Genomic DNA, 26,738 nt, shown 5'->3' on the forward strand with positions numbered 1-26,738 from the left:
TTCATCACTTCTTGAAGACGGAGCCGGGGTTGTCGAGGCTGTCAGAACCTTCAAGCTTGACCGTTCCGACGTCGAGCGCAGCGATAACCCGCTGGATGCTTTTGGTCTGGTCCAGCAACCCGTCGATGACGCTCTGGACAACGGCGTTGCCCTTGGAGTTGCCTTCGCCGATCATCTGGTCGTACTTCTCGACGGTCTCGCCACGCTTGACCATGGCATCGGCCGCCTTCTGGGTGAGGGCGAACTTGGCCATCATTTCCTTATCGACGGCCTTGTCCTTCTCGGCCACCAGCTCGTGTAGCGAGGGACCCTTCATCTTGGTGCCGTCGATGCGCGTGTAGTTGCCGGTGTAGGCCGACTGGATGCCGACGATGTCGTTGTTATAGGTGTTGTAGGTATTGTCCGAGAAGCAATCATGCTCCTGCTCCGGATCGTGTAGCAGCAGGCCGAGCTTCATGCGTTCGCCAGCCAGCTCGCCATAGGAGAGCGAGCCCATGCCGGTCAGGATGGCAACGATACCGGCTTTCGGGTCCTTCTCGTCTTCCTTGGTGGCAGCACCATCGGGCGCCCAGTCGTCGGTCATGGTCTGGAGATCGGCAACCAGCTTGGTCGATGCCGACTTCAGATACTCGGCGCGGCGATCGCAATTGCCGCCGGTGCAGTTCTTCACGTCGTAGTCCGTGGCTGGACGTTCGCCGGCACCCGGGCCGGTGCCGTGCAGGTCCTGGCCCCACAGCAGAAATTCGATGGCGTGGTAGCCGGTGCCGACATTCGCGTCGACCTTGCCTGCGCTGTTCAGCGAGGTGATGAACTCAGGCGTCAGATGCGACGCGTCGACGTCCTTGCCATCGATCTTGATCGTCTTGTTGGCGATGACGTTGGCGACATAAAGGGCATTTTCGTCGCTTTCCGTGCCGTAGGACTTGTCGACATAGTCGATCAGACCTTCGTCCAGCGGCCAGGAGTTCACGTCGCCTTCCCAGTCGTCAACGATCTTGTTGCCGAAGCGGTAGACTTCCGACTGCGAATACGGAACGCGGGCCTTGATCCATGCGGCGCGGGCAGCGTCGAGCGTCTTCTTGCTCGGCGTCGCGATCAGCGCATCGATGGCCTTGTCGAGCGCCTTTGCGAGCGTCAGCGAATCCTCGTACTTCGCATGGGCGACGTCTGCATAATGCTTGACGATGGCAGCCTCATCGACGGCAGCGCGGGCCGGAAGAGCGTAGGCGGTCATGGAGGTAGCGGCGAGCGCCAAGGCGGCGTAAAATCTGATTTTCAATATCGTAATCCTCTACAGCGACTGTCTGCGCCATCGGAAACTGGGGCGATGGCTTCATGGCCGAAAAATAAAGTGGTGTCAAACACTCTAGTTTGGAATGAATTTAAGCGCGGCCTGTCCCTGGGATGCCCAAAATGCGAAACGCCTTTGCTTGCAAAGCAGGGCGTTGCGGCGCAAAACGCTGTTCAAACCGAAACTTTAGAAGTTCGCCATGATCCATCGCCATTTAAGACACTTCATTCACCGCCACGAGCCCACGGGCCACTGGCACGGGCAGTTAAAGGCCGGTATCGGCGCCTGCGTCGGCATGCTTGCCGTCGGGGCGTTGGCGATCATGACGGGAATTCCGCTGCTGATCGCACCGTTCGGCGCCACGGCCGTGCTGATATTCGGACAGCCGAAGAGCCCGCTGGCACAGCCTGCCAATGTGTTCGGCGGCTATCTCATTGCCGCCGCCATCGGCAGCCTCGCCATGGCCGTTGCGCCCGGCCTCTGGTGGACGGCGGCCATCGCTGTGGGCGTAGCGATCGGAGCCATGCAATTGCTGCGCGTTACCCATCCGCCGGCCGGCGCGGTGCCGTTGGTGACCTTCGCCTCCCACCTTTCGGCGGGTCTGTTATTCACCGTCGTCGTGGTCGGCGCGCTGGCATTGATCGCCATTGCCGTTCTGCATCATGCCATCCCGCCGAAACATCAATATCCGCTGCGGGTGGATTGAATTACGGATTGCGACGCATCCGGCAGAAGAAGAAGCCGTCTGTATCGGTGGAGGCGGGCGTCAGCGTGATCGTCTTGCCATCCGACGAGCGCGGCTGCTGTGCGTCCGCACCGAACAGCGCTGTCCACGAACTCAGCGACTCGATGATCTCAAATTGCGGGTTGTCGGTGGTAAAACGCTGAACTTGAGCCTCGTTTTCTTCCGGAAGTACGGAGCAGGTCACATAAATAAGAATACCGCCCGGCCTGACATATTCGGATGCCTGCAGTAGGGCGTCGTGCTGCTGGCCGATCCGCTCATCGAGGTTCTTTTGCGTCAACCGCCATTTGGTGTCCGGCCGCCGCCGCCAGGTGCCGGTTCCGGTGCAGGGAGCATCGACCAATACCTTGTCGAAGCGACCGACGAGCGCGGCTAGGCTGGTCTTGTCGTCGTGGACCTGAACGTTGCGGGTGCCTGCGCGCTTGAGACGCTCGATGATGGGCGCCAGTCGCTTCCGATCGGAATCGTAGGCATGCACCTGGCCCTTGTTGTTCATCGCCGCAGCCATAGCGAGCGTCTTGCCGCCTCCGCCGGCGCAATAGTCGAGAACTTGATCGCCTTCCGCCGGCATGACCAGATCTGCAACGATTTGCGAGCCTTCGTCCTGGACTTCGAACCAACCTTTTTGGAACGAAAGCTCAGCCGTGACGTTAGGGAGACGGGAAGCACCTTCGCCTGCGGCAATTCGGATGCCGTATCGGGCGATCTTCGCGGGGTGAGCGCCCACCCGTTCAAGCGCCTTGGCAGCCTTTTCCCGGGAAGACTTGAGTGCATTGGCGCGAAGATCGAGCGTGGGACGCTCGGCCAGCGATTTTGCCTCGGCCAGCCAGTCGGAACCAAATGCCGTTTCGAAAGACGCCTGCGTCCATTCCGGGATGTCGCCCTGGATATAGCCTTCGGCATCGGCGAGTGAGCGGCTTGCAAATGCGGCAACCGAGGCATCGCTCAGCGGTTCGGGCGCAAAGCGGTCGCCCTCCGTATCTGACGCCAGGCTTTCGGGCGTAACGCCCCATTGGCGAAACAAAACGGCATGGGCAAGAGCGGCAGGGCCGTCATCGTCCATGAGGTAGGCATGGGATAGACGCATGCGAAGTGCGTCGTAGACGATATTTCCGATTGCAGCCCGATCGCCCGATCCGGCGAAACGGTGACCCAATCCCCAGTCCTTTAGCGCGTCGGCGACAGGTCGCTTGCGGGCCTCGATATCGGCAAGGATCTCAATGGCCCCTTGAAGCCTGCCGCCCAGACGCATGTACTCTTCTCCCGGATATCTTTAGGTCCCCGTGACGTACTCGACCAACGTCGGGTTGCCAGCAAGGGGCTGTCTCAAGCGGCTAGGTAGCCGCGATTGACGCGGAGAGCAAGCTTTGGAGCAGACATGTGGCTCAGGTGACGACCGAATAGCAGATGCTGGCGGTGCCTGAAGCAACCATGCCGATGTCCTGTGCGGCAGCGCGGGAGAGGTCGAGAACGCGTCCGCGGATGAATGGACCGCGATCGTTGACGCGGACGACAACCGTCTTGCCGTTGTTCTTGTTGGTAACGCGGATACGGGTCCCGAAGGCCAGCGAGCGATGGGCAGCGGTCAGCGTCGAAGCATTCATGCGTTCGCCGGAAGCGGTCTTGGAATGTGCTGCATACCAGGATGCGCCTCCACAGCCCGTTGCTGCCGATGCTGTAATAGGATTGATAACAACGCAAGCTGATATAGTTGCGGTGATCGCTAGAATGCGGGAGATAATATTCAAAACAGATTTACCCTCGACGTTGTTGAGCGCCGTGCTTGAACGACGAGGGGCTTAAATCCGGCGAAAAATGGCGAAAAAGTGCTGCACTCGATCACGGAATATTACAGTCAGTAATATTCGTTGTGAAGCCGACAAAAGAAGATGTGAATCAAATTGTCTGTTTTTTGGAAAAAAATGAATGGAATCAGCGAGAAATCAGATGATTATTCTGCCGGCTCAGGCGCGGGCCGGGAGTTCACGATATTTCTGAAATTTCTTTTGCGCGAGCGTCATATTCATTGCCTTAGTTGCGCAAATTTAGAGGCCGTTAACCTTTGCTGTCAGCACTTTTCATCCAGAAAAGCTTCTAAGTAGGAAAATTCAACCCTTTGATCGCATGCGATCCATGGCTTTTCCAGCGATGTCGAGTGCGGTGCGCTTGGGAGAAAATGCGGGTCTCGTCAATCATGACGCGAAAAAATGCATTCGCTCACCCATGGACGAACACGATTTCAGCCGCGCCAGCGACCGGATGACCAGAGTTCGGCAAGCGATGCGCGGTACTCGGGATGGCTGAAATGGAAGCCCAGCGCCTTCAGCCGGCTATTCGATACACGCTTGTTCTCCCCATAGAAGGATCTCGCCATCGGGGATAGTTCGGCCGTCTCGAACGGTGTTTCCGGCGGCGGGGCAATGCCCATGAGCTTTGCCGCTTCCGCCACGATGTCCTGCGGTGGGGCGGGTTCGTCGTCGGTGACATTGAAGATGCCGCCAATGGCGCGATCTGCGAGGAAACGGCTGGCGGCGCCGATGTCTTCAACGCGAATGCGATTGAATACCTGGCCCGGTTTCACGAGCCTGCGTGCCGTACCCTTTTCGAGATTACAGAAGGCGTTGCGGCGCGGACCATAGATACCGGAGAGCCGCAGCACGGCTGTCGGCACCCCGAGTTTGTCGCCGATGGACATCCATCCGTCCTCTGCGGCCACCCGCTCGACGGATCGGTCGGAAACGGGCCTTATCGATGTATCCTCGTCGATCCATGCACCCTTGTGGTCACCATAGACGCCGACGGTCGAAAGGTAGCCGATCCATTGCAACTCGGGCATCAGCGTCGCGATGCGCTCGCCCGCCAGCCGGATCAGTGGATCCCCCGCCTGCCCGGGAGCAATCGACTGCACGAGGTGGGTTGTCTTCCGCATTTCGTCGAGAAGGCGCGGATCCAGCGTTTCGCCGTCGAACAACAGTCCCAAAACTCCTTGCCGTTCAAGCGCCAAACGCTTTTCCTCGGCGCGGGTCGTACCCACGACGGTGTTTTGCGGGCCCGAAAAACTTTTGGCGATGGCTGTGCCGGAATAGCCGCAGCCGAAAATCATTGTGTGCATGACATCATCCTTGCAGCGCGCCACTCCTCGCGCACCTCTTCGTCGAGATCGTCCGGCCTTTCTGCAGCAAATAGCGCAAACTCGCCAGCCGTCATCAGTCGACCCAGGGCCCAGGCCGCCATGCCGCGCACGATGGGCGCGCTGTCGTCGGCAAGCCGCCGGCATGGCTCGATCAATGTCCCGTCGCGCGAATTGCCGGCAGCGATCAGGACGTTACGCGTAAACCTGTCGCGGCCGATACGCTTGATGGGCGAGCCGCTGAAAAAGCTGCGGAAGCTTGCGTCGTCAAGGCCGAGCAGGAGGGCGATCGACGGCTCCCGCAGATCCTCCCGTGCCACCAGCTTCATCTCGGAGGCGCTTGCTGCAAACTTGTTCCAGGGGCAGGCGGCGAGGCAATCGTCGCAGCCGTAGATGCGGTTGCCGATGAGTGGCCGCAGTTGTCGGTCGATCGGCCCCTTGTGCTCGATCGTCAGGTAGGAAATGCAGCGGCGCGCATCGAGTTGGTAGGGAGCTGGAAAGGCATCGGTGGGGCAAGCCGTAAGACAGGCGGTACAGGAACCGCAATGGTCGCTCTCCGGCTCGTCGCTGCCAAGGTCTGCCGTGGTGAACATTGACCCTAGAAACAGCCAGGAGCCATGCGTGCGACTGACGAGGTTGGTGTGTTTTCCCTGCCAGCCCAGCCCGGCTGCGGCCGCCAGCGGCTTTTCCATGACCGGTGCGGTGTCGACGAAGACCTTGACGTCTTCCTTCGAGCGCGCCGCGAAACGGGTGGCAATCTCCTTCAGCCGCCCCTTGATGACATCGTGATAATCGCGGTTGCGGGCATAGACCGAAATCGCAGCCTTGTCCGGCTTGCCAAGGATGCCGCGTGGATCTTCGTCCGGCCCGTAGTTCAGCCCGAATACGACGACCGAGCGCACGTCTGACCAGAGGGCAACCGGACTGGCGCGACGCTCCCGTGTCTCCGCCATCCAGTCCATCGTTCCGTGGAAACCCTCGTCGAGGTAAATACCGAGCCGCGGGCCGGCCTCCTGAATGGAGTCCGGACCGGTAATCCGACAGAGATCGAAGCCCAGTCGCAGGGCTTCCTGCTGGAGGAATGTCTTCAGGCTCCGGCTTCGGGCCGCCGCCTTGTCGGGCCTTGTCGTTGGATCTTCGGTCGCCTCAGGCATGGCGCGCCCCGTTAGAAATCCAGGTCGGTATAATGGGAGACCGGCGACAGGCCACGGACGCGCTCGGTGAGCAGAGGCCGGAAGGAAGGCCGCGATTTCAGGCGTTGATACCAGTCCTTGACGATCGGCACCTCGGCCCAGGCGATCTCGCCCATGTAATCGAGCACGGAGATCGAAGACGCCGCCGCAAGGTCGGCGTAGCTCATCCGCTCGCCGGCCAGCCACTGGCGCGAACCGGCAAGCCAGGTCACGTATTTCAGATGCTGGCGAATATTGGCGCGGGCTGTGCGCATCATCTTCGAATCGGGAGCGCCGCCGCCCTGGGCAGCCGTCATCTGCAGTTTGTAGACCCGTTCGCGCGCGAGAGGCCGTGTTACGTCCTGCTCCATCTTCAGGAGGAACCATTCAGTCAGCCGGCGGATCTCGGCGCGCTGGAAAGGATCTTCGGCAAGCAGGCGCCGATCGCGTTTCAGCACACCATGCGTCTCGTCGAGATATTCCGAAATGACAGTAGCGCCGCACAATGCCCGCATGCTGTCGTCGACATAGACCGGCAGTGTCCCGGCCGGGTTGAGCGCCAGGAAATCATGACGCTTTTCCCAGGTCTGTTCTTCGATCAGATCGGCGTGGAACCCGTATTCCGACAGGATCAGTCGTACGAAGCGAGACGCGGATGACATGGAATGATGATAGAGAGTCGGCATGTAAACTCTGAACTATGGGATTGATGAAGGGCTTGGGCGTGGCTTGTCGTGTGGCTGCCCTAGTCATGACCTGTTTGTTGCAGCTATAGAAGTTTGGTCCCGGCAACACAAGCCAATCGGACCACCCGCCCTTTGACATAGGACACAAGATGGCTGAAGAAACTATCAAGGGCCGATAGGCGGCCCTATCGACAGCGCATCATATCGATAAAAACGGATCCCGTTTTTGCCCCCGCCCACCCCTCCAATCGAGCGAATCCCAACTGGAGACTATTCATGGACTACATCAATGCTGCGCTTCTTGGCATTATAGAGGGTATCACCGAGTTTCTGCCGATCTCGAGCACCGGCCACCTGATCATCGCCGAGCAATGGCTCGGCGCCCGGTCGGAACTTTTCAATATCGTCATCCAGGCTGGCGCCATTCTCGCCGTGACCTTCATCTACTGGCGCCGGTTGATGGATCTGGTGCTCGGTTGGCGGGATCCACGCAACCGATCCTATGCCGCCAAGCTGATCGTCGCCTTCCTGATCACTGCGGTGCTCGGGCTGATCGTCAAGAAGCTGGGCTTCGAATTGCCTGAAACAGTTACGCCAATCGCCTGGGCGCTGATCGTCGGCGGCATCTGGATGATCTTTGCCGAGTGGGCTGCAGCCCGTCGGCCACAATACAAGAGCATCACCTGGTATGTGGCGATCCTCGTCGGCATCGCCCAGATCGTCGCTGGCATCTTTCCCGGCACGTCGCGCTCGGGTGCAACGATCTTCGTTGCCATGCTGGCCGGTACCGGCAATCGTGCCGCCGCGACCGAATTCGCCTTCCTGGTCGGTATTCCGACGATGTATGCGGCCAGTGGCTATGAGTTGCTGAAGACATTCAAGGACGGCGGAGCGGCAGGCGAGGACTGGGGCGCTCTGGCGATTGCCTTCATCGTCTCGACGGTCGTTGCCTTTGTCGCCGTCAAGTGGTTGCTCTCCTATATCCAGAGCAACCGGTTCACGGTGTTTGCCGTGTATCGCATCATTCTCGGCGCGATCCTGCTCGGTCTGGTGGCAGGTGGCATCGTTCGCTGATCAAAGACTTCCAGCATTCGCGCCTGATGGCGCGGATGCGATAGGGCGATTGCTTTGATTTAGCTATTTCCGGGGGGTAGAAGTCAGGAAGCCGGTGGTCATGCGCCGGCTTCTTTTCGTTATCAGTGGGCGATCGATGCGGAATCGATGGAGCCGGTGCTGCATGGATCGACGCCATAAGCAGGCGAGCACTCCCCCTTGAGTGCGGCAACACTGTTCGGTGCCATGAATGAACCGGCAACGATAACCAGAGCCGCACAGACGAAGAGAAGTGCGATTGACTTGCCCATCTAAAAATACCTTTCCGCAATGAATAGCGCGCGTTGAGACCCTTGGGGACGTCGTCCGTCGCGCGGTTTTGTTAATCAGTGGAATGGAAATTAGCAATAAAGGTTCCTGCTGAATTTCCCGTTAATTCGAGTATTCCGGCGCTGCGTCTTTTGGGCAACGCTGCGCGGTGGACAACCGCTCGAAAAGCCCGAAAGAGGCCGTTTTCCGGCCACAAACTAAAGGCGCCGTCTGCGAAATCGCAAACGGCGTCGAGGGCATTTAAAATTTATTTTATGAACCTCAGGCGGCTTTGCCTGTTCCGGAGAACTGCCCGTGAGGACGAAAGCGCACCAGATAGGAGGGGAGCACCGAGGTCAGCATGGTCGGGCGGATGCCCATTGCAGCCAATGTCCGGCCTTCAGCCTCTGCCTCCGGCGACACGATATTGTCGACCTTCAGCAGCGTCACCTGGTCCGGTGTGATCGGTGGCGTGATCAACGGTATCATCGAGGCGACGCTGCCGATCATCGAGGCGACGCCGAACGGGATCGACACAAGCGGCCGCTTGCGGTTTACGACCTTGAGGATGGTCTCGAGACATTCGCGGAAGCTCAGCACTTCGGGACCGCCCAGTTCGTAGATCGTACCCGGTGTCAGCTTGCCATCGACCGCGCGGCCGACGGCCTCGGCAACATCCTCGACATAGACCGGCTGGAACTTCGTCTTGCCGCCGCCAATAAGGGGCAGGGCAGGAGCCAGGCGCGACATATCGGCAAACTTGTTGAAGAAGCCGTCTTCCGGTCCGAAGACGATCGACGGCCGAAGGATGATCGCATCCGGCACGATCGACAGCACTGCGGCTTCCGCCTTGCCCTTGGTACGACCATAGGAGGAGGCCGAGCCACCGTTGGCTCCGATCGCCGAGATATGGGTGAGCTTGGCACCGACTGCGCGGGTGGCCTCGGCAATCGCCCGGCCGCCGAATTCCTGCACGGCGTCGAAGGTGTTGCGACCGCTCTCCGACAGGATGCCAACGCAGTTGACGACGAACTGCGCGCCTTCGACGGCGCGGTCGACAGAGTCGCGATAGCGCAGGTTGGCCTGTACGGCAGAAATCTGTCCGACATTGCCGGCAGTCAGCAGGAAGCCTGCAAGATCCGGCCGCCTGACGGCGACGCGGATGCGATAACCGCGTTTCGCCAACACCCGCACGACATGCCGTCCGACGAAACCGGACCCTCCGAACACGGTGACAAGCGGCGGCAGGTTGGACAGTGTCATGGCAAATTCCTCGAAAGGCTATGGTGCTGATCGCAAAGGTCTTAGCCGAATCGCCACGCGAGGTGAAGGGCCTGCCGTGCCATCAGCGCTGCTGTTTTCTACCCGATGTCGACGGCAAGGCCCTCAACAAGGCTTGGTGACTCACGGGTGAGGCACGAGAGGCTTCAGGTCGCCGTGAGCGCCAGCCATTCAGCGCCCGCATGTGGCCTCCACCGATACCGATCTTTGCCTAACCCGGCGACCCGACCGCGCTTATGCCAAAAGGCGGCAACTCTACGTTTCCGGTACCCGCTTCGACCGTCTGGACGTACGGCGTGAGGTTTGCAATCCATAACAGCCTCTTGCCATCTGGGGCACTGACGTCAAGCCCTAGGACCTTGTCCGGTGCGCTTGAAATGCATTGGATCCAGCGGCTGCCAAAGAGCGCCGCCAGGCCCTGTACGACCCTGTGCAGCGGTCGCATGCCGCCCTCGGCAACAGGTTCGCCCCGGCCGGCGATCAGCCCGAATGGACCTGTCAGCGCCGAAAGGGTCAGGCACTCGAGCCCGGCTTCCACCACCCGCGCCGCATATCCAAGCGCAAAAGCCGCAGCGAAATCGGCATTGTGGCGCGGGTCGCTGTTGGCCATCGCCATCCGGGCGCCAGATGGATTATCCATCGTCCGGCTTCCATAGGGGTTCTGGCGCATGGGAATGGTCGACGGGCCGATACGGTATGGTTTGTCCCCATAGATCGCCCGAACCGACCGGGTGATGAAGGGCAGCGCTTCGAGCGTCTGCATGACGCTGAGATCGTCTGCGGCATGAACGATCGGATTGGTGCAATGCGTGATGAAGTCGAGTTGTTCGGCCGGTACACGCTTGCGGTTGAGTTCTGTGAAATAGCTGAGCATGCCTCCGCCAAGACGGACTCCGGGAAACTCGGCGCGGGCGGCGCTGTAAACCGCCTCCAGCGGCGGGCAAGCCGGCCAAGGGCTTCCCGGAGGCGTCGACTGCCGGTCGATGGAGGGCGAGACGACGACGGCGTCCGGCGAAAAGCCGGCATCGCGCATCCATCCCGCAATCTCTGACAGCTCGTCTGACACGGCCGCACGGCAAGGAGCCGCGATCTCCAGCGTAGTCCGGCCGTGGTGCAGGTTTGTAATGTCGGCAAAATCTGCAAACGCGCCTCTGCCGTGACCTGCGAGCGGATCGAAGTGGAACAGCAACTCCTGCGCTCCGACAGCATTGAGTTGTACGCCCGCCCCGAGCGTCGCAGCCGCTTCCTCGGGCGTCACGACCAGTCCGACGGCAGGCATTTTGCCGAACGCAGGACCGGAAATCAGTCGGATGACGGCAGCCGGTGATACGCTTTTGACCGGAGCCGCTTTTCTGAGATCCGTGACCGTCAGCACGACGCGCTGATGCACCGGGTCGCCGGCCTCGATCCGGTACGGCCATGGCAGCGCAAGCGGCCGCACATAGGTCTTATACGAGGCGTCCGACCAGTTGCGCTGGTCTTCCATCTCGAATGTGTCGCCTTCCATCCGGCATTCAGCGGTCACATCTGGCATAACCTCATGAGTGATGGCGCGCATTTCCAGGAAGGGTTGCCAGGGCTCGATGAGGTCGGGAAAGGTCGACGTCTCCATGCTGCCGTCGACATGGGTGACAGTCACCGGTCGACCGGCAAGGCCGACAATGGGATGGAGGATGCAGAAGCCGCAGCGGCAGGTCTCGAAGCCGCTCTTCGAGACAGCCTCGGCATCAAATCGTAGCTGTCCGCCGGCATTGGCTGAGATGGTCACGAGAATGCGGAGGTCGGTATCATCAGGACCGTCGCATGTGGCTAAATAGCTGACTGAAAAACCGTCGGTTTGCTGATCGATGACGAGGTTGTCGATACGGGGATCGTAGGTCCCCCAGTCGCGGTCGCGCACCAGGAAGGCGACACCCCTGAGCACTTCTACGCCGTCGTAGCGGACTGCGCGAAGATTGCCGCTGGCCAGATCCACCGTCAGACGCCCGGCCAATAGGCGAACGGGCGGAGCCTCACTCCGGTCGGTGCCGTAGAGGGCAAAGGCATCGTCCTGCCTCCTGTCGCCGGTCATTTCAGCATCGCTCCGACATCGACGGTCCTGCCGCTGGCGGCGCTTTCATAGGCAGCTTCGACGAGCGCGAAAGTCTTCAGATTGTCGGCTCCCGAGGTAGATGTCTCCTCGCCTGTCGCCAGTTGCGCGACCCAGTGCTGTTGGAGAGCCAGCACGCTTTCCTGGATATTGTGCCAGGGCCGCGATGCCCAGGAGAGCAGGTTCGGCGAGACATCGCTGACCTCTGTGCCATCGGCGCCGGTGACTTCGAGCCGGTAGCCCTGCAAAAGCCTCAGAGAACCCGCGCTGCCGTCTATCTCGACCAGCGTTTCCGGGAACGGCTCGACTGACTGCTTCGTCGCATAGCTGACGTCGACGATCGAGGTGACGCCGCTTTCGTGGTCGAGCAGCATGGTGGCGACATCCTCCCCCCTGATCGCGGGATTGACGCGCTGCGTGCGCGCCGTCATCGCCTTGACGTCGCCCAGCAGGAAGCGGGCAATATCGAGCGTGTGGATGCCGAGATCCTCGATAATGAAACGCTCGCCTTCTGCCAGGTAGGGCTGCCCGGAAAAGACGTCATAGCCGGATCGAAACGAAAGTCGTCCCCAGAACGGCGTGCCGATCACGCCCGTATCGAGCACCTTGCGCACCGCCTGGATAGGTGTCTGCCAGCGAAAGTTCTCGTGCACCATTAGCGGGACGCCGGCCCGTCCGCAGGCTGCGACCATAGCCTTGGCATCGTCGAGTGTTTTAGCAAACGGCTTCTGGCAGATCGCCGGCACCCTGTGGCTTGCCGCCATTTCCACCAGCGCCCGGTGGCTGGACACGGTAGTGGCGATATCGACGAAATCGAAACCGCCATCGGCAAACAATGCAGCCGCATCGCTATAGCGCCGCGAAATGCCAAACTGGTCACCGACAACTCGGAGCCGCTCCGGATCGCGGTCGCAGATGGTTACGATACGGGCACCGGCCACATCACCCCAGGCATGCATCTGGTTCACCGCGAAGAAGCCGCAACCGATCAGGGCACCGCGCAATTCCGTCATCTCTCAGCCCGCCTTTGCCATCTGCATCAGGGTCACCCGCTGCTGCAATTTCCGCTGCGCCTGGTCGACGACCACGGCGATGATGATGACCAGCCCCTTGATGACCATCTGCCAGAAGGACGAAACGCCCATCATCACCAGGCCGTCAGAAAGGATACCGATGACAAAGGCACCAACAATGGTGCCGCCGATCGTGCCCCGTCCGCCCGACATCGACGTCCCGCCCAGAACCGCCGCTGCAATGGCATTCAACTCGAAGCTCTCGCCGGTCGCCGGATGCGCCGCCATCAGCTCCGACGATATGACGATACCGACGATAGCGGCGCAGAGGCCGGAAAACATGTAAACGAAGATCTTGACGAGATCGACCCGCACACCGGACATCCGAGCGGCGCGCTCGTTGCCGCCGACTGCGAAGATGTGGCGTCCGATGGGCGTCGAGCGCGAGACGTAGGCAGCTGCCAGTGCCAGCACGATCAGGATCCAGATCGAGACAGGCAGGCCGAGAATACGACCGGCGCCGAAAAAGTCGAAGCCGGTGGTGGCGTATTCAGGTCGACCAGTGAGGTTCGGAAATGTCTGGCCATCAGACGAGAGCAGCGCCAGTCCGCGGGCAACATAGAGTGTGCCAAGCGTGGCGATGAACGGCGCGACATTCAGCTTGGTGATCAGCAATCCGTTAATCAGGCCGATGCCGATGCCGACGGCAAGCGTGATCAGCACGATCTCGAACAGGTTGAAATAGACGGTGTAGCCCATCGGCAGGTCGACGCCATTGAGGATCAGCGCACCTGCCACCATCCCGCAGAGCCCGACGATGGAACCAACCGACAGGTCGATGCCGCCCGTGATGATGACGAAGGTCATCCCCATCGCCAGGAAGGCGTTGAGGGCCACATGCTTCGACATCAGGATCATGTTGGCGGTGGATGTGAAATTCGGGGCCGCGAAGGCGAAGAAGATCAACACTGCAAACAGCGCGATGAAGGTGCGCAGTTTCATGATTGTCAGCAGAGCCGAGCCGCTCGAGCGCTTGACAGCCGGTGTAGAAGAGGAGGTGTCCGCTGTCATGATGCGAGTTCCCTTGTATGTCCGTGTCCCTTGGCCGAAGCGGCGATGATGGCCTCTTCCGTTGCGTCGTCACGATTGAAGATTGCAACCAGCTTGCCGTTGCTGAGCACTGCAATGCGGTCGGAAAGCGCCATGACCTCTTCGAGGTCGGAGGTCGAAAACAGGATGGCCAGCCCTTCGCCAGCCAGCCGCCGCATGGTGCGGAAGACGTCCGCCTTGGCGCCGACATCGATGCCGCGGCTCGGCTCGTCCATCAGCAGCACTTTCGGGTTGGTCATCAGCGCCTTGCCGATCACCACCTTCTGCTGGTTCCCGCCTGACATCGAGGTCACCTCGAAATCCGGATTGGGTGCCTTTATCGAAAGCTCCCGGATGCTTTCGCGGATCGCCCGCTTCTCTGCACTGGCATTGATATGGAAGAATTTTGAGAAACGCCCGAGGCTTGCCAGTGTCAGGTTGCTGGCTATCGACAGTATCTGGACCAGGCCCTCGCGCTGCCGGTCCTCCGGGATCAGCGCCAGTCCGCGCCGGATACGTCGCGTGGTGTCGCGCTCGCGCACTTCGTTGCCATCAATATGGATCCTGCCGGTCGATTGCGGGTGGCGCCCCATGATGCATTCGAAGAACTCGCTGCGGCCGGCCCCCATCAGCCCGTAGATGCCCAGAATTTCGCCGGCCTGGACGCTGAGCGAAACATTGTCGACGGCAAGTCCACCGGTGGCGCGTGGCATGGTGATGCCGTCGGCGCGAAACATCTCCTTGCCCATCGCGTGGCCATCGGCCTTGGCAAAGTCCTTTGCGTCCGAACCGATCATCGACCGGACGATCCATTTGGTGTCGATGTCCTTCACCATCGCCTGGCCGGTAATCTGGCCGTCGCGCAGCACGGTGATGTAATCGCCGATGCGCATCAGTTCTTCCAGCCGATGGGAGATATAGACGATGGCCACGCCCTCTGCCTTCAGTTCGGCGATGACCTTGAACAGGATATCGACTTCAGCCGCAGACAGCGCCGAGGTTGGCTCATCCATGATCAGGATGCGGGCATTGAGCGAGATCGCCTTGGCGATTTCCACCAGCTGCTGCTGGCCGATCGGCAAGTCCTCGACCATCGTTTCCGCATCGATCCCGGCGTCCAGCTTCTTCAGGTACTGGTTGGCCTTGGCGACCTGCGCCTTGTGGTCGATGCCGAAGATGCCGCGGGTGATCTCGCGCGTGGCAAAGATGTTTTCGGCGACCGTGAGGTTGGCAAAAAGATTGAGTTCCTGGAAGATCATCCCGATGCCGTTCGCCTGGGCATCGGCCGGACTGTCGAAATGGATCGCCTTGCCGTCCAGGATGATGCGGCCGATGGTCGGCTTCTCGACGCCGGCGATGATCTTCATCAGCGTCGATTTGCCGGCGCCGTTCTCTCCAACCAGCACATTAACGGCGCCGCGCCTGAGTTCCAGGTTGGCGCGCTTGACGGCAACGATGCCGGAATAGACCTTCGTCACATCGTCAAGCCGCAGGATGATATCGTCCGGGGTGAGCGCTTCCATGCTATTGGCCGATAGCAAGTGTTGCGGGTGTCACCAGCGGCAGCTGGCCCGACGTCGGCAGCGGGAAGGCGCCGGTGACCTTCACGGTCTTGCCGGGTAGAGCATCGCGCGGCAGCGCCGAGAGAACGGTAGCATTGACCTTTTCATTGAACGACTTGCCGAACTGCGCCCATTTGATCTGGTTCTTGAACTCGTTGAAATTAACGATGTCGAGACTGTCGCGCAGCGCGGTGCCGCGGATGGCCGGGCCGATCTGTACCTTGAGATCCGCCTTGCCGTCGCCATCGATGTCGACATCGATCGTGGCTGCCCGAGATGTGGTTTCGGCCGCGCTGATCTTGCCTTCGAACTTGACCACGTAGGTCCAGGGCGCATTGCCTTCCTTCTCGCGGTGACCGAACTTGACACCGGCGTCGTCCGGGTTGGCGGCCATAAGTGTCATCACCTGCTTGAAGTCGCCGGCCCGCTTCTCGATGGAGGGCAGGGCCTTGCTCTGCCAGATCGCCTCGACCCTGTCGCCAGGATTGAAGTCGGTCTTCGCAGCTTCGGCAGCTTTTTCAGCGGCTGTCTGCGTCTTGACGATCTTGCAGCCCGGCAAGGCTGCCGCAGCCAGCATCGCCATCAGCAACGCGCCCTTGATCCTCACCATTGGCATGCACTCCACCCGCATCGAATACTGTCTATCAAGGTGACGGAGAGCGGCGCTCGTCGCTCTCCGTCGATGTCAGTCCTGTGAGATCAGTTTTCCAGCGCGAAGGTTTCGAGCTTGTCGGCATTTGCAGCGTTGATCAGCACGCAGTCCATCAACTGCTTTTCTTCTTTTGGCGCCGTCTTGTCCTTGATGTAGGCTGCGGCCTGATCGACGGCCATCTGGGCCTGCGCGTAAGCCGGCTGCATGACGGTTGCCTTGATGCCGCCTGCCTTGATGGAGTCGCGCACGTCATTAGAGCCGTCAAAGCCGACGACGATGACGTCCTTGCGGCCGGCAGCCTGCAGCGCTGCGATCGCGCCCATGGCCATCGTATCGTTGCCGGCGATGACGCCCTGGATTTTCGGATTGGCCTGCAGGATGGTTTCCATCTTGGAATAGCCTTCCGTCTGGCTCCAGTTGGCCGACTGCTGGGCGACCATCTTCATGTCCGGATAATCGTCGATGACATCGTGGTAGCCTTTGGAGCGGATGCCGGCGTTGAGATCGGCTTCACGGCCGAGCAGTTCGACATAGCTGCCCTTTTCGCCCATCAGCTTGACGAACTCTTCGGCACCGAGCTGCGCGCCCTGATAGTTGTTGGAGACGATCTGCGACACGGCAATGCCCGTGGCGTTGATTTCGCGGTCGATCAGGAAGGAGGGAATACCGGCGTCCTTGGCCTTCTTGACGGCAGCGATCGAGGCTTCGGAGCCGGCATTGTCGAGGATGATCGCCTTGGCGCCGCGGCCGATGGCGGTATCGATCAGCTGCGACTGCTTGTTGGCGTCGTCGTCGTGGCTGAGGACCAGCGTGTCGAAGCCGAGCTCCTTGGCGCGGGCTTCTGCACCGACGGATTCTGCCTTGAAGAACGGGTTGTCGAAGGCCGGCGTGATGATGGCGATGAGGTCTGCCGAAAACGCGGGTAAGGCTGTGCCGAGTGCCAGAGCGCCGGCAAAGCCCGCGATGATGAGCTTACGTGTCAGTTTCATGATTATCCTCCCAGATGTGAAAATCAGCCCCGTTTCCCGGACAGGGCTGTCGAAGAAGGGAGAGCGGGTGCTCTCCCTGGTATCAGGTGATGCGCTGAATGCTGTCAGCGATCTCCTTGGGTTCGAAAACCTTCTTCCAGTCGTCGCGCATCAGCGCCGGAATGCCAAACTCGATGGCCTTGTTGCAGGCATCGGAGAACACGCCCTGCACTTCGCCGAAGATCACAGCGCCGAGCACGTTGAGGTGGCCAAGCAGGAAGTCGCGGGCCGCTTCTTCCGGAACGCCGCGCTTGACGCATTCGTCCATCGCCTGCTTCATGACGACGAGCAGCGAAGCTGCCACCGTTTCCGACAGGCCCGGCTCCAGCATTGCCATCTGGTCGACGGTGACGCGGTGCGAGCGCATGACGGGCGCCCAGATCGTCTTGGCGATTTCCTCGCCGAGGCCATAGGCTTCGTCCGGACCCTGCATCAGGGCGGAGACAATGTGCTGCTTTGCGAAAAGGCCGCCGAAGTGATCTTTCTTTGCCTGCATCTCAGTCTCGTCGTTGAAGATCGGCGGATGGCAGGGGTGGGTGACGAAATAGGTGAGATCCGGCCGCTCGGGGAAGTGACCGGCGAAAGGCGCTGCAGCGTCGAGCGCAACCACCATCGTACCAGGCTTCAGCTTGTCTGCGATGCCGGCGGCAACCTTGCCGATATGCGTGTCCGGAACCGCCAGGATGACGACATCTGCGCCATCGAGGGCGGCGTCGACATCAAGGCAGGTGAGGCCGAGATCATCCTTCAGCCGCGCCTTGCCGGCGTCGCTGATCTCGACGTGACGCACGTCGAACCGCGAACCTTTGAGATTTTTGGCCAGCCGGTAACCCATTTTGCCGCCGGCGCCGAAGAGTGCAATCGAAGTCATGTTTTTCACCCAATCTGTTTGGTGAGGCGACTATATCCAACTGGTATAATGAGTCAATGAGTATATCAGTGGGTGAGCGATATGGCGGCAGATCAGGCCGCGAGCCCATCGCGGATCTGGGCGAAGTAACCGTCAGAACCAACCTGGCCACCCTTAAGCGCGATCTGCAGGCCGTTTGTCGCCGTGTCGTTGCCATGCGCCACACAAAGTGGAGAACCCGGGGTCTGCGGCAGAGGAAGCAGCGTCGTCAGCGCGTCCACATGTAGCTCCTTCAGCGCGTGGCTCGACGTGTCGCCTCCGGCGATTACGGCCCGACCGAGTTTTTCCTCGGTGACCAGCCGATGCAGGATGCCGCCGAGGATGCGTCCGAGCCGATGGCGGCTTCCGGCAATCCGGTCGATATCGCCGCCACGATCGGCCGATGGTCCGAGGGCGGTGTTGAGAATGACACTGTGGCCGCTCTTCAGGCTGGCTAGACCGCTCTGTACCGCGCGCTCGATGGCGCCACTGCCACCTTCGCCGAGCAATTCCAGTGGGTCCAGGTCGATCCCGTCAAAACCGTTGGCCGTTGCATGGCGGATTTGCCGCTCCGTCGTCGGAGAAACGCTACCGGAGACGACTGCGAGCCGGTCAGCTGTGCCGGGAAGCGGAAAGACGCTCGTCCCTGTCGTCAGACCCGTCTTTTTCCAGGCGGCGAGCAACGCGTATTCGATGCCCGAGGAACCGGCGACGAACCAGCCTCCGTCCCTTTTGATCCGCCAAAGCTGGTTCCCGGCCTGCGCCTGGCTCTCGGCGCTGTCGACGTCGAACAGCAGCATGCCGCTGCAATCGCTGGCGAGCGTATCGATCCGGCGGTCGGCATCGACCGACGATAGCACTGCAAGATCGGCTAGCGCTGTTGAAAGCTTCGTTTGAGCCTTGAGATGAATCTGGAGATCAGCCTCCCGCATCGGCGTCACCGGATGCCGGCTCATGACAGGATGGCGGTCTATGCGGAACACCTCGCCTTGGTAGGCGGCAAACAGGTTGCCGAACGCGGTAAACCGCTTCAACTGCGGTGCGCCGACGACAAGGGGAACGAAGGGCTGATCGAAGACTGATTTGCCGATTTCGACCGCCCTGCCAATGCTACCGACTTGGGGGCTGGAATCGAAGGTCGAGCAGACCTTGTAGTGGCAAATGGCGGCATCGAGGCTTTTCAGCCACCTGAATGCAGGCGTCAGATGAGCCTCCATCCATTCCGGCGTCTCGCTGCGGCTGGTGCCGGCAAGGCCGATGGCACGGCAATGACTGAATCGGGAAAGCAACGCCTCGTCGGGCTGGTCCATGAACAGCACCGTATCGACACCGTTGGAAGCCAGCGCTTCCATGACGTCGGTCGAGCCTGTCAGGTCGTCGCCATAGTAGGAGAGCAGCAGATCGCTTCGAGCAGGCACGGTCATTCCCCTTCGCCCCCGAATTTCTTCAGCGAGGCGGCAAGTTCCGGATGGCCCGTGGCATAGGTCGCAAGCGGGATATCGCGGACTGCTGCCTGCCATGCCTGCTGAACGGCCCGCACGCCGGCCGCCGGGCCGCCGGGGTGGCTGACGATTCCACCGCCGCAAAGATACATGAGGTCAGTGGTGCGCCCAGTGCGCTGATAGGTTTCAGGCGCCTGGCCACCCCACTGGCCGGAGCCGGCGACGGGAAGCGCGCAATCGACCTCTGAAAACATCGGCGTGGTCACGGCCGCAAAGGATTCGACGAAGCTCTCGTCCGGCTCCCAGTATTTGACCTTGATGCCGTTGATCTGGAACTGGTCGACGCCGAGCAGCCGCCAGAATTTCTGCCACACCTTGAAATCCAGGCCGATGCCCGGGTGGCGGGTCAGCACGTCCCAGCCGTTGCGATGGGCGTGTAGCACGAGGCCGGAGCGCTTGCGCAGGAACAGCATGCCGCCCATGCCGATCGAATTGATGTTGATGACGGCGCAATTGCCCCCGGCTTCAAGAACCATGTCGTGATTGCGCATCATCTCGTCAGGGTCGGTGTGCGAGATGCCAAAGGCGTACATCACTTTCTTGCCGGTCTTCTGCTCGTGATCGAGGATTAGCGGCATGATGGCCGCGACCCGCTCCTTCAGCGGCGAGTAGGCCGGGCTCATCAGCTTCTCGTCATCCTTGATGAAGTCGACGCCGGATTCGATCAGCTCGCCGACCAAGGCTGCGGTCTCCATCGGACGAAGGCCCAGCGCCGGCTTGACGATGGTGCCGATGATCGGCCTGTCGTAAACGCCGGTGAGCCGGCGGCTGCCGGCCACGCCGAACTGCGGGCCGGGATAGGCATCCCGATAGGGCTCCGGCAGATCGACATCGACGACCCGCAGGCCGGTCATCCCGCGTATCGAAAAGATGCCGCCGATGGCAATGGTCATCAGCGCCGAGAGGTCGGTGCCGACAGCGTCCAGCGGAAATGCGATGTCGACATCGGCGCGGCGGATCGGGCCATGTCCGGCAGCCGCTTCCGGCCAGCTAGGAAACGCGGCATCCTCGAGCGGCCGGATGGCCAGCACGCGGGCAGCAACGCGCGCCTTCAGCTCTTCGGTTTCGCCGGGAACAGCAACAAACGTGCCTGTCGATTGGTCGCTGGCGATCTTTTCCGCCATGGCTTCGATGCTGCCCGGCGTTTCGATGCGGTAGGTGACTTTTATCTGCATGAAATCTCGGTTGCTCCTCTCGCCAATCCCGGAAAAGACTGACGTCAACCGCTCAACTGGTATAATGAGTATTCCATTGAGGCAACAGAAACTTTTGTGAGCGGTCGGGATGAACGCCTATGCATTCCGCGATTGACGTTTTCCCAAACGATGGGAAATGTGCATAAGGGAGGGTCTTGATGAGCCGGAAAGAATCCATGGACCAACCGAACGAACCCATCGTCCGCCGCAAGCTGTCCGACGAGGTCTTTGCCCGTCTGGAAAGGATGATCACCAGTGGTGAACTGGCTCCCGGCGACGAAATGCCGTCGGAGCGCGATCTGATGGAGCGCTTTGGCGTCGGCCGGCCGGCTATCCGCGAGGCCATGCAGTCGCTGGCGAGCATGGGACTTGTGGTGATTTCGCACGGCGAACGGGCCCGCGTGCTGCAATTGACGGCAAAGACGATCTTCAAGCAGGTCGATTTGACCGCCAAGATCATGCTGTCGCAATCATCGGCGACGCTCGAATATCTGAAAAGCGCCCGCATCTTCTTCGAGCGCGGAATGGCTCGCCAGGCCGCGACCGAGGCGACGCCGGAGGATATTGCCGATCTTCAGGCCATTATCGATCGCCAGCGCGCCAGCCTCGGCAATGCCGATGCCTTCATCGCGGCCGATATGGAGTTTCATACGCGGATCGCCCGCATCTCGGCCAATCCGATCTTCGTGGCTGTGAGCGAGGCCATGCTCGCATGGCTGAAGGAATATCACACCGACATGCTGATCTGGACCGGCAAGGAGAAATTCACCCTCGTCGAGCACGAGGAAATCCTCCAGTGTCTCGCCGCCAACGATGCCGACGCGGCCGAAACCTCGGTGCTGAAGCATCTGGAGCGGTCGCGTGGCCTTTATCTGAACAACGGCCAGCGCGATGCGCCGGACCATCGGTAACTGCAAGGCATCGAAGTTCTGTGCCGCGCAATCAATTCGTCAGATTGCGAGGGCACGCCTTTTCGCCCAAGCCTTGGCTGGCTAAACGCCTTCGACCACGACCATCTCTGCGGTGGCAATTTCCTGGCGGATCTTGGCTGCGACCTGATACTCCGGTGAGTTGTAGCAATCGACCGCGTGCTGCAGCGATGGAAATTCGATGACCACGTTGCGACCGCGTGCCGTCCCCTCCAATTCGACGAATTTTCCGCCGCGCGCTATGAAATTCGCCTCGTAACGCTCAAACGCCGGCTTTGCGGCCGCAATGTATTCGCCGTAGCGCTCCGGCGTATGGACGTCGACGCGGGCGATCCAATATCCCTTGGCCATGGTTTTCCTCCTCGTTGAAATCTCAGTGGTTGGCGGGCCAGAGCGCCGTCAGCATCTCGTCGAGAATGGCGCGGGCCGCAGCCTTCGGATCGGGCGCCTTGACGATTGGCCGGCCGACGACGAGATGGCTGGAGCCGGCGCGTATTGCATCGGCGGGCGTCATCACCCGCTTCTGGTCGCCGGCGTCGCTGCCTATGGGGCGAATGCCAGGGGTTACCAGCGCCATGTCCGGTCCGATGATGGCGCGAACTGCAGTGGATTCCTCGGCCGAGCAGACAATACCGCCCATGCCAGCATCACGGGCCTGTTCGGCGCGCCGCATCACCAGCGCATGCGGATCGGACGAATAGCCGGCCTCCAGCATGTCGTCGCCATCCATCGAGGTCAGGACGGTAACGCCGAGCAGGCAGAGGCCTGAGCCTTCCGCAGCCTTGACAGCCGCCCGCATTGCCTTCGGATAGGCGTGCAGCGTCAACATCGACATGCCCATTTTGGCGATGTTCTCGACGCCGGATGCAACGGTGTTGTCGATGTCGAGCAGCTTCATGTCGAGAAAAATCTTCTTGCCGCTCTGTGCGAGCTCGCGCGCAAACTCGAGGCCGCCGGCAAATACCAGCTGATAGCCGATCTTGTAGAACAGGATGTCGTCGCCGAGCGTCGAGACCAGCGCCTCGGCCTCTTTCAGGTTCGGTACATCCAGACCGACGATCAGCCGGTCGCGCGCTGTTTCCGTTGTCATCGTCCCACCCATCCCTGCCAGTCTTCCATTGGCGTCCAGTCGCATGCGACAGACCTGTTCGCAAGATCGAAGGCGAAAAGATTACCTCCACCTGCCGGCTGGTCGCCGTCACGGCCGATTGCCCGGCCCATCAGATGGCACTTCAGCAGGGTTCCCACCCCGCCATGGCCGACGAACGCAATCGGCGTGCTGGGATCGTGAGCGTCAAGCACCGCATCGACTGCCCCGACAATCCTTGCCTGCGCATCGGTAGCCCGTTCCCAGCCGCGAAAACTCTCATCCGGATGGGCGAAGAACCAGTCGGCCGCTTCCTCGAAAGCCTTCGGTGGCAGGAAGCCGGTGGCAGACCGGTCGTTCTCGTGCATGCCGCCGACGATCTCGACCGTGAGACTGGCCGCGGTTGCCAGCAGGTCTGCGGTTTCTATGGCCTTGGTTTCATCGCTGGACACCATGCGCCCGAGCGTTGCTGCCCATGGTTGGCCAGCCGCTTGCCCGGTACGCGCACGACCAAGATCCGAAAGTCCCCATTGCGGCACCGGAACATCGGGGTCTATCTGCACCTGCGGATGCGTAATGTAGAGACCAAACATCTGACGCTCCCGGGATCAGCCGCGGCTATAGATCCAGAGCTGCGCCGGCGGAATGTTTCGGACGATGAAATCGAAATGCTTGATGTGGTAGCGGTCGGGCCGGGCTATGATCGGCGAGACGGCACCATAGGAGATTTGTACCACCGGTCGGCCCGGCGGCATCCTGTCGAGCAGGCTCTCCAGTAGCGCAACGCGCGCCTGCATCGGGAAATTCAGCAACGGGATACCGGAAACGACGCAATCGAACGTCTGTCCGTTGAGCACTCCGAGCGTCTTGTCGAGATCGAAGGCGTCGCCGTTGATGAAATGCACGCCGGCGTAGCGCTTGACCAGATGGTTGAAGAAGTCGGTCGAGTATTCGATCGCGATCAGTTTTTCGGGCTCGACGCCGCGCGCCAGAATTGCCTTGGTGATGGCACCGGTGCCAGGTCCCAGTTCGAGAACGGGCAGCCCGGAGTGCGGATTGATGACGCTTGCCATCTTGCGGGCGGTGATCGTCGAGGTCGGGGCGATCGAGCCGACGGTTCGCGGCCCCTGCATCATTCCCTTGAAGAAACGGATTTCCTCGTCGAATTTCTTTCCCAGACGTTCCTTCAGGCGTAGCGCCATAGGTATTCTCCACGAGCATTTAAAAGCGGAGAGGGGCACTCTGCCCGCCTCGATCTCGTAGACCCGTCACGAAAAGGGGGGGCGAAGCATCGCTCGGCCCATCCTCGCGCCGGTGCCTGCTTGCCTAGACCCGCATCGGCATCAGGACATAGATCGCATCGTCACCGGCCGTATCGCGAATAAGGGTAGGCGAGCCTGCATCCGCCAGCAGGAAGATCGCTTCGTCGCCGGAGAGCTGCGCGGTGATGTCGAGCAGGTATTTGGCATTGAAGCCGATTTCCATCGGTTCCGTTTCATAGCCGACGGCAACTTCTTCGGTGGCGCTGCCGGAATCCGGGTTGTTGACGGTGAGCAGCAGCTGCCCCTCCGTCAGCGCCAGCTTCACGGCGCGGCCGCGTTCGGAAGAGATCGTCGAGACGCGGTCTACAGCCTGTGCGAAGGTCTGGCAATCGACGCGCATTTCCTTGTCGTTGTTGGCCGGAATGACGCGCTGGTAATCGGGAAAGGTGCCGTCGATCAGCTTCGACGTCATCACGATGTTGCCGACCGACAGGCGGATCTTGGCGTCGGACACTTCCAGCGTGACGATCACGTCGGGATTGTCCATCAACTTCTGGAGTTCGCCGACCGTCTTTCGGGGAATGATGATGCCGGGCATACCCTCGGAGCCGGAAGGCGCATCGACATCGGCCCTCGCCAGGCGGTGACCGTCGGTCGCAACGGCGCGCAGCTTCAGCCCACCGCCGCTTTCGATGGTGTGGAAGAAGATGCCGTTCAGGTAATAGCGGGTTTCTTCGGTGGAGATTGCAAATTGCGTCCGGTCGATCAGCATCTTGAGTTCTGCCGCCTTCAGCGGAAACTTGTGGCTGAACGTGCCGGCAGTCAGGTCCGGAAAGTCCGATTGCGGCAGGCACTGCAGGGTGAACTTCGAGCGTCCGGAGGCGACCGTCATGGACCCGCCATCGGCATTGGTCGACAACGATACCTCGGAGCCGTCGGAAAGCTTGCGGACGATGTCGTAGAGAAGGTGCGCGGGAACGGTCGTCGCGCCGGGCTGCTCGACATTGGCTGGCGTCGCCTCGGTGATTTCGAGATCGAGGTCGGTCGCCTTCATGTCCAGCGTCGAGCCTTCTGCCTTCAAAAGCACGTTCGACAGGATCGGAATAGTGTTGCGGCGCTCCACCACGCGATGGACGTGGTTCAGCGATTTCAAAAGGTGGGACCGCTCAATAGTAATACGCATGGATGCTACCGCTTTCGACCGTGACTGTCCGGGCGTCGAGACGATGCCCAAAAAATTCTCGCCCGGGTCCGGCCCGGAGGAGTGGACCGGCAAAGTGGCAGAAATCCGCATGTGAAAGCAAGAGGTATAGCGCCGACGCCGGGTTCATTTCCCCCATTTCGTCTTCAAAGCACACAGGATTCCACGCTCCCTTGCCGAAGCCGTGCGCCTCGCCCATAAAGACCCAACTTCAGGAAGGGCATATCAGGGCATGGACGACGAGATTTCGAGCGAAGTCGCCAAGGGGCGTAGTTTCAGGTTGCACAACGTGACCGTGCCGGCCCGCCCGCTCGAGCCAATGCTTTATCTCGTCGCCACGCCGATCGGCAATCTCGGCGATATCACGCTGCGGGCGCTGGAAACGCTGGCCGGAGCCGACGTGCTCGCCTGCGAGGATACCCGCGTCACCCGGGTGCTGCTCGATCGCTACGGTATCCACAATCGCCCCTACGCGTACCATGAATACAATGCCGATGAGGCGGGTCCGAAATTGCTGGCAGCACTGGCCGGCGGTCGGTCCGTGGCGCTGGTGTCGGATGCCGGTACGCCGCTGGTCTCCGATCCCGGCTACCGGCTGGCGCTGCAGGCGATCGATGCCGGCTACCGCGTCGTGCCTATTCCGGGCGCCTCGGCCCCCCTCGCGGCCCTGGTTGGCTCCGGTCTTCCGAACGACGCCTTCTTCTTTGCGGGCTTCCTGCCGGTCAAGGACAAGGCCCGCCGTGACCGGTTGGCAGCACTCTCCTCGGTTCCGGCTACTCTGCTGTTCTTCGAATCTCCCCATCGCATCGCCGCAACCCTGACTGCTGCCGCCGATGTGCTAGGTGTCGACCGCAAAGCCTCTGTCTGCCGCGAACTGACAAAGACCTTCGAGGAATTTCGTCGCGGCACGCTCTCCGAACTGGCAGCGCATTATCATTCCGTTGACAACGTCAAGGGCGAGATCGTCCTGGTGATCGGGCCGCCGCCGGAGATCGCCACGCCGGAGGCCGATGTCGAGGCAATCCTTCTCGATCTCTCCCGTGAGATGCCGACCGCCAAGGCGGCCGCCGAAGCGGCCCGGATCACCGGCCTTCCGCGCCGGGATCTCTACCGGAGGCTGCTCGCCATGAAGGCGAGGGTCGATGGACGATAGCGGCGAGCGCCGGAAACGGCGCAAGGCCTGGCGCCGGGGGCATCTCTCGGAATACCTCGCCGCGCTCTATCTCGCCTGCAAAGGCTACAGCATCGTCGCCATCCGCCACAAGACAGTCCTTGGCGAAATCGATATCGTTGCCCGTAAGGGCGATCTTGCTGTGTTCGTGGAGGTCAAGGCAAGGCACGGCGAACAGGCGGCGATCGACGCCGTCTCATTTTCCTCTCAGCGCCGCATCCGTGCCGCCAGCGACCTGTGGCTTGCCCAGCAGCCGGATTTCGGGCGCCTGTCGCAGCGCTACGATATTGTTGCGATCCTGCCCGGCCGCTGGCCGAGGCATTTCCGCGACGCTTTCTGAACCCGGCCCATCATGCAACTGTCATATATTGCCTCTAAGGCGCGGCGACCCCCACCATGCG

At 60.9% G+C, this 26,738-nt stretch carries 27 protein-coding genes; 5 read left to right on the forward strand and 22 right to left on the reverse strand.

The window, feature by feature from the left end; translation table 11 throughout:
• Window positions 1-4 precede the first annotated feature (4 nt).
• Window positions 5-1,234: an imelysin family protein gene (locus J5289_RS03405; protein ID WP_209182836.1), complete on the reverse strand. Its 1,230-nt coding sequence runs from the start codon at window positions 1,232-1,234 to the stop codon at window positions 5-7.
• A gap of 259 nt (window positions 1,235-1,493) precedes the next feature.
• Here J5289_RS03405 and J5289_RS03410 point away from each other — a divergent pair, with 259 nt between their 5' ends.
• Window positions 1,494-1,997 carry an HPP family protein gene (locus J5289_RS03410; RefSeq protein ID WP_209206831.1) on the forward strand — a complete coding sequence of 168 codons (504 nt, stop codon included), beginning with the start codon at window positions 1,494-1,496 and terminating at the stop codon, window positions 1,995-1,997.
• 1 nt (window position 1,998) lies between these two features.
• Here J5289_RS03410 and J5289_RS03415 read toward each other — a convergent pair whose 3' ends face one another.
• From J5289_RS03415 to J5289_RS03435, 5 genes are all read right to left on the reverse strand, one after another.
• A complete protein-coding gene (locus J5289_RS03415) occupies window positions 1,999-3,288 on the reverse strand; it encodes an RsmB/NOP family class I SAM-dependent RNA methyltransferase (protein WP_209182521.1) in 1,290 nt (429 codons plus the stop codon).
• A gap of 133 nt (window positions 3,289-3,421) precedes the next feature.
• Window positions 3,422-3,784 carry a septal ring lytic transglycosylase RlpA family protein gene (locus J5289_RS03420; protein WP_142823718.1) on the reverse strand — a complete coding sequence of 121 codons (363 nt, stop codon included), beginning with the start codon at window positions 3,782-3,784 and terminating at the stop codon, window positions 3,422-3,424.
• Window positions 3,785-4,275: 491 nt separating this feature from the next.
• Window positions 4,276-5,148: an SDR family oxidoreductase gene (locus J5289_RS03425; RefSeq protein WP_209182522.1), complete on the reverse strand. Its 873-nt coding sequence runs from the start codon at window positions 5,146-5,148 to the stop codon at window positions 4,276-4,278.
• Window positions 5,136-6,320, reverse strand: a complete 1,185-nt coding sequence (gene queG, locus J5289_RS03430; protein WP_209182523.1) for a tRNA epoxyqueuosine(34) reductase QueG — start codon at window positions 6,318-6,320, stop codon at window positions 5,136-5,138. Before queG ends, J5289_RS03425 begins: the two co-directional genes overlap by 13 nt.
• 11 nt (window positions 6,321-6,331) lie before the next feature.
• Window positions 6,332-7,024 carry a glutathione S-transferase family protein gene (locus J5289_RS03435; RefSeq protein WP_111216170.1) on the reverse strand — a complete coding sequence of 231 codons (693 nt, stop codon included), beginning with the start codon at window positions 7,022-7,024 and terminating at the stop codon, window positions 6,332-6,334.
• 276 nt (window positions 7,025-7,300) lie between these two features.
• Here J5289_RS03435 and J5289_RS03440 point away from each other — a divergent pair, with 276 nt between their 5' ends.
• Window positions 7,301-8,098 (forward strand): undecaprenyl-diphosphate phosphatase, encoded by a 798-nt coding sequence (locus J5289_RS03440; protein WP_111216172.1) that lies wholly within the window; start codon window positions 7,301-7,303, stop codon window positions 8,096-8,098.
• Window positions 8,099-8,220: 122 nt separating this feature from the next.
• On the opposite strand, the gene J5289_RS03445 is transcribed toward J5289_RS03440, so the two are convergent.
• The 11 genes from J5289_RS03445 to oiaX all read right to left on the reverse strand — a co-directional run bounded on the left by J5289_RS03445 (window position 8,221) and on the right by oiaX (window position 20,666).
• Window positions 8,221-8,388 (reverse strand): hypothetical protein, encoded by a 168-nt coding sequence (locus J5289_RS03445; RefSeq protein WP_162854759.1) that lies wholly within the window; start codon window positions 8,386-8,388, stop codon window positions 8,221-8,223.
• A 280-nt stretch (window positions 8,389-8,668) separates the two neighbouring features.
• A complete protein-coding gene (locus J5289_RS03450) occupies window positions 8,669-9,649 on the reverse strand; it encodes a complex I NDUFA9 subunit family protein (RefSeq protein ID WP_209182524.1) in 981 nt (326 codons plus the stop codon).
• Window positions 9,650-9,878: 229 nt separating this feature from the next.
• Complete coding sequence (locus J5289_RS03455) at window positions 9,879-11,738, reverse strand: hypothetical protein (RefSeq protein WP_209206820.1); 1,860 nt, start codon at window positions 11,736-11,738, stop codon at window positions 9,879-9,881.
• Window positions 11,735-12,769 carry a Gfo/Idh/MocA family protein gene (locus J5289_RS03460; RefSeq protein WP_209206818.1) on the reverse strand — a complete coding sequence of 345 codons (1,035 nt, stop codon included), beginning with the start codon at window positions 12,767-12,769 and terminating at the stop codon, window positions 11,735-11,737. Before J5289_RS03460 ends, J5289_RS03455 begins: the two co-directional genes overlap by 4 nt.
• Before the next feature lie 3 nt (window positions 12,770-12,772).
• Window positions 12,773-13,840: an ABC transporter permease gene (locus J5289_RS03465; protein ID WP_209182527.1), complete on the reverse strand. Its 1,068-nt coding sequence runs from the start codon at window positions 13,838-13,840 to the stop codon at window positions 12,773-12,775.
• Complete coding sequence (locus J5289_RS03470) at window positions 13,837-15,381, reverse strand: sugar ABC transporter ATP-binding protein (RefSeq protein ID WP_209182528.1); 1,545 nt, start codon at window positions 15,379-15,381, stop codon at window positions 13,837-13,839. Before J5289_RS03470 ends, J5289_RS03465 begins: the two co-directional genes overlap by 4 nt.
• A 1-nt stretch (window position 15,382) precedes the next feature.
• Window positions 15,383-16,030, reverse strand: a complete 648-nt coding sequence (locus tag J5289_RS03475; RefSeq protein WP_209206816.1) for a DUF2291 family protein — start codon at window positions 16,028-16,030, stop codon at window positions 15,383-15,385.
• Window positions 16,031-16,119: 89 nt separating this feature from the next.
• Window positions 16,120-17,061 (reverse strand): D-ribose ABC transporter substrate-binding protein, encoded by a 942-nt coding sequence (locus J5289_RS03480; RefSeq protein WP_209182530.1) that lies wholly within the window; start codon window positions 17,059-17,061, stop codon window positions 16,120-16,122.
• An 82-nt stretch (window positions 17,062-17,143) separates the two neighbouring features.
• The gene (locus tag J5289_RS03485) at window positions 17,144-17,971 is read right to left on the reverse strand and encodes a phosphogluconate dehydrogenase C-terminal domain-containing protein (RefSeq protein WP_209182531.1); all 828 of its coding nucleotides are present in this window, start codon (window positions 17,969-17,971) and stop codon (window positions 17,144-17,146) included.
• A 92-nt stretch (window positions 17,972-18,063) separates the two neighbouring features.
• On the reverse strand, window positions 18,064-19,341 hold the full coding sequence (locus J5289_RS03490; RefSeq protein WP_247748975.1) for a four-carbon acid sugar kinase family protein: 1,278 nt from the start codon (window positions 19,339-19,341) through the stop codon (window positions 18,064-18,066).
• A 68-nt stretch (window positions 19,342-19,409) separates the two neighbouring features.
• Window positions 19,410-20,666, reverse strand: a complete 1,257-nt coding sequence (gene oiaX / locus J5289_RS03495) for a 3-oxo-isoapionate-4-phosphate decarboxylase OiaX (RefSeq protein ID WP_209182533.1) — start codon at window positions 20,664-20,666, stop codon at window positions 19,410-19,412.
• Window positions 20,667-20,863: 197 nt separating this feature from the next.
• On the opposite strand from oiaX, the gene J5289_RS03500 reads away from it, so the two are divergent.
• Window positions 20,864-21,598, forward strand: a complete 735-nt coding sequence (locus tag J5289_RS03500) for a transcriptional regulator NanR (RefSeq protein ID WP_142824431.1) — start codon at window positions 20,864-20,866, stop codon at window positions 21,596-21,598.
• Between the two features lie 81 nt (window positions 21,599-21,679).
• Here the strand turns inward: J5289_RS03500 and J5289_RS03505 are convergent, their stop codons facing one another.
• The 5 genes from J5289_RS03505 to dnaN all read right to left on the reverse strand — a co-directional run bounded on the left by J5289_RS03505 (window position 21,680) and on the right by dnaN (window position 25,259).
• A complete protein-coding gene (locus tag J5289_RS03505) occupies window positions 21,680-21,967 on the reverse strand; it encodes a DUF1330 domain-containing protein (RefSeq protein ID WP_142823732.1) in 288 nt (95 codons plus the stop codon).
• Window positions 21,968-21,989: 22 nt separating this feature from the next.
• Window positions 21,990-22,706, reverse strand: a complete 717-nt coding sequence (pyrF, locus tag J5289_RS03510; RefSeq protein WP_209182534.1) for an orotidine-5'-phosphate decarboxylase — start codon at window positions 22,704-22,706, stop codon at window positions 21,990-21,992.
• Complete coding sequence (locus J5289_RS03515) at window positions 22,703-23,296, reverse strand: histidine phosphatase family protein (protein ID WP_209182535.1); 594 nt, start codon at window positions 23,294-23,296, stop codon at window positions 22,703-22,705. Before J5289_RS03515 ends, pyrF begins: the two co-directional genes overlap by 4 nt.
• 15 nt (window positions 23,297-23,311) lie before the next feature.
• A complete protein-coding gene (gene pmtA / locus J5289_RS03520) occupies window positions 23,312-23,905 on the reverse strand; it encodes a phospholipid N-methyltransferase PmtA (RefSeq protein WP_209182536.1) in 594 nt (197 codons plus the stop codon).
• A 124-nt stretch (window positions 23,906-24,029) separates the two neighbouring features.
• Entirely contained in the window at window positions 24,030-25,259 is a 1,230-nt protein-coding gene (dnaN, locus tag J5289_RS03525) for a DNA polymerase III subunit beta (protein WP_374108245.1), read from the reverse strand.
• A 139-nt stretch (window positions 25,260-25,398) separates the two neighbouring features.
• Here dnaN and rsmI point away from each other — a divergent pair, with 139 nt between their 5' ends.
• Together rsmI and J5289_RS03535 are read left to right on the forward strand one after the other, a co-directional pair.
• Window positions 25,399-26,319 carry a 16S rRNA (cytidine(1402)-2'-O)-methyltransferase gene (rsmI, locus tag J5289_RS03530; RefSeq protein ID WP_209206814.1) on the forward strand — a complete coding sequence of 307 codons (921 nt, stop codon included), beginning with the start codon at window positions 25,399-25,401 and terminating at the stop codon, window positions 26,317-26,319.
• Complete coding sequence (locus J5289_RS03535) at window positions 26,309-26,677, forward strand: YraN family protein (RefSeq protein ID WP_142823736.1); 369 nt, start codon at window positions 26,309-26,311, stop codon at window positions 26,675-26,677. Before rsmI ends, J5289_RS03535 begins: the two co-directional genes overlap by 11 nt.
• The last annotated feature ends 61 nt before the right edge of the window (window positions 26,678-26,738 follow it).

Source organism: Rhizobium sp. B230/85, assembly GCF_019355735.1.
In the GTDB taxonomy this organism is placed as follows: Bacteria; Pseudomonadota; Alphaproteobacteria; order Rhizobiales; family Rhizobiaceae; genus Rhizobium; species Rhizobium rhododendri.

What these genes read in the sequence shown, in the direction of transcription:
- J5289_RS03405 (WP_209182836.1), bottom strand. Translation starts at nt 1,234, where the DNA reads ATGACCGCCTACGCTCTTCCGGCCCGCGCTGCCGTCGATGAGGCTGCC.
- J5289_RS03415 (WP_209182521.1), bottom strand. Translation starts at nt 3,288, where the DNA reads ATGCGTCTGGGCGGCAGGCTTCAAGGGGCCATTGAGATCCTTGCCGAT.
- J5289_RS03425 (WP_209182522.1), bottom strand. Translation starts at nt 5,148, where the DNA reads ATGCACACAATGATTTTCGGCTGCGGCTATTCCGGCACAGCCATCGCC.
- queG (WP_209182523.1), bottom strand. Translation starts at nt 6,320, where the DNA reads ATGCCTGAGGCGACCGAAGATCCAACGACAAGGCCCGACAAGGCGGCG.
- J5289_RS03435 (WP_111216170.1), bottom strand. Translation starts at nt 7,024, where the DNA reads ATGCCGACTCTCTATCATCATTCCATGTCATCCGCGTCTCGCTTCGTA.
- J5289_RS03440 (WP_111216172.1), top strand. Translation starts at nt 7,301, where the DNA reads ATGGACTACATCAATGCTGCGCTTCTTGGCATTATAGAGGGTATCACC.
- J5289_RS03445 (WP_162854759.1), bottom strand. Translation starts at nt 8,388, where the DNA reads ATGGGCAAGTCAATCGCACTTCTCTTCGTCTGTGCGGCTCTGGTTATC.
- J5289_RS03450 (WP_209182524.1), bottom strand. Translation starts at nt 9,649, where the DNA reads ATGACACTGTCCAACCTGCCGCCGCTTGTCACCGTGTTCGGAGGGTCC.
- J5289_RS03455 (WP_209206820.1), bottom strand. Translation starts at nt 11,738, where the DNA reads ATGACCGGCGACAGGAGGCAGGACGATGCCTTTGCCCTCTACGGCACC.
- J5289_RS03460 (WP_209206818.1), bottom strand. Translation starts at nt 12,769, where the DNA reads ATGACGGAATTGCGCGGTGCCCTGATCGGTTGCGGCTTCTTCGCGGTG.
- J5289_RS03465 (WP_209182527.1), bottom strand. Translation starts at nt 13,840, where the DNA reads ATGACAGCGGACACCTCCTCTTCTACACCGGCTGTCAAGCGCTCGAGC.
- J5289_RS03470 (WP_209182528.1), bottom strand. Translation starts at nt 15,381, where the DNA reads ATGGAAGCGCTCACCCCGGACGATATCATCCTGCGGCTTGACGATGTG.
- J5289_RS03475 (WP_209206816.1), bottom strand. Translation starts at nt 16,030, where the DNA reads ATGGTGAGGATCAAGGGCGCGTTGCTGATGGCGATGCTGGCTGCGGCA.
- J5289_RS03480 (WP_209182530.1), bottom strand. Translation starts at nt 17,061, where the DNA reads ATGAAACTGACACGTAAGCTCATCATCGCGGGCTTTGCCGGCGCTCTG.
- J5289_RS03485 (WP_209182531.1), bottom strand. Translation starts at nt 17,971, where the DNA reads ATGACTTCGATTGCACTCTTCGGCGCCGGCGGCAAAATGGGTTACCGG.
- J5289_RS03490 (WP_247748975.1), bottom strand. Translation starts at nt 19,341, where the DNA reads ATGGAAGCGCTGGCTTCCAACGGTGTCGATACGGTGCTGTTCATGGAC.
- oiaX (WP_209182533.1), bottom strand. Translation starts at nt 20,666, where the DNA reads ATGCAGATAAAAGTCACCTACCGCATCGAAACGCCGGGCAGCATCGAA.
- J5289_RS03500 (WP_142824431.1), top strand. Translation starts at nt 20,864, where the DNA reads ATGGACCAACCGAACGAACCCATCGTCCGCCGCAAGCTGTCCGACGAG.
- J5289_RS03505 (WP_142823732.1), bottom strand. Translation starts at nt 21,967, where the DNA reads ATGGCCAAGGGATATTGGATCGCCCGCGTCGACGTCCATACGCCGGAG.
- pyrF (WP_209182534.1), bottom strand. Translation starts at nt 22,706, where the DNA reads ATGACAACGGAAACAGCGCGCGACCGGCTGATCGTCGGTCTGGATGTA.
- J5289_RS03515 (WP_209182535.1), bottom strand. Translation starts at nt 23,296, where the DNA reads ATGTTTGGTCTCTACATTACGCATCCGCAGGTGCAGATAGACCCCGAT.
- pmtA (WP_209182536.1), bottom strand. Translation starts at nt 23,905, where the DNA reads ATGGCGCTACGCCTGAAGGAACGTCTGGGAAAGAAATTCGACGAGGAA.
- dnaN (WP_374108245.1), bottom strand. Translation starts at nt 25,259, where the DNA reads ATGCGGATTTCTGCCACTTTGCCGGTCCACTCCTCCGGGCCGGACCCG.
- rsmI (WP_209206814.1), top strand. Translation starts at nt 25,399, where the DNA reads ATGGACGACGAGATTTCGAGCGAAGTCGCCAAGGGGCGTAGTTTCAGG.
- J5289_RS03535 (WP_142823736.1), top strand. Translation starts at nt 26,309, where the DNA reads ATGGACGATAGCGGCGAGCGCCGGAAACGGCGCAAGGCCTGGCGCCGG.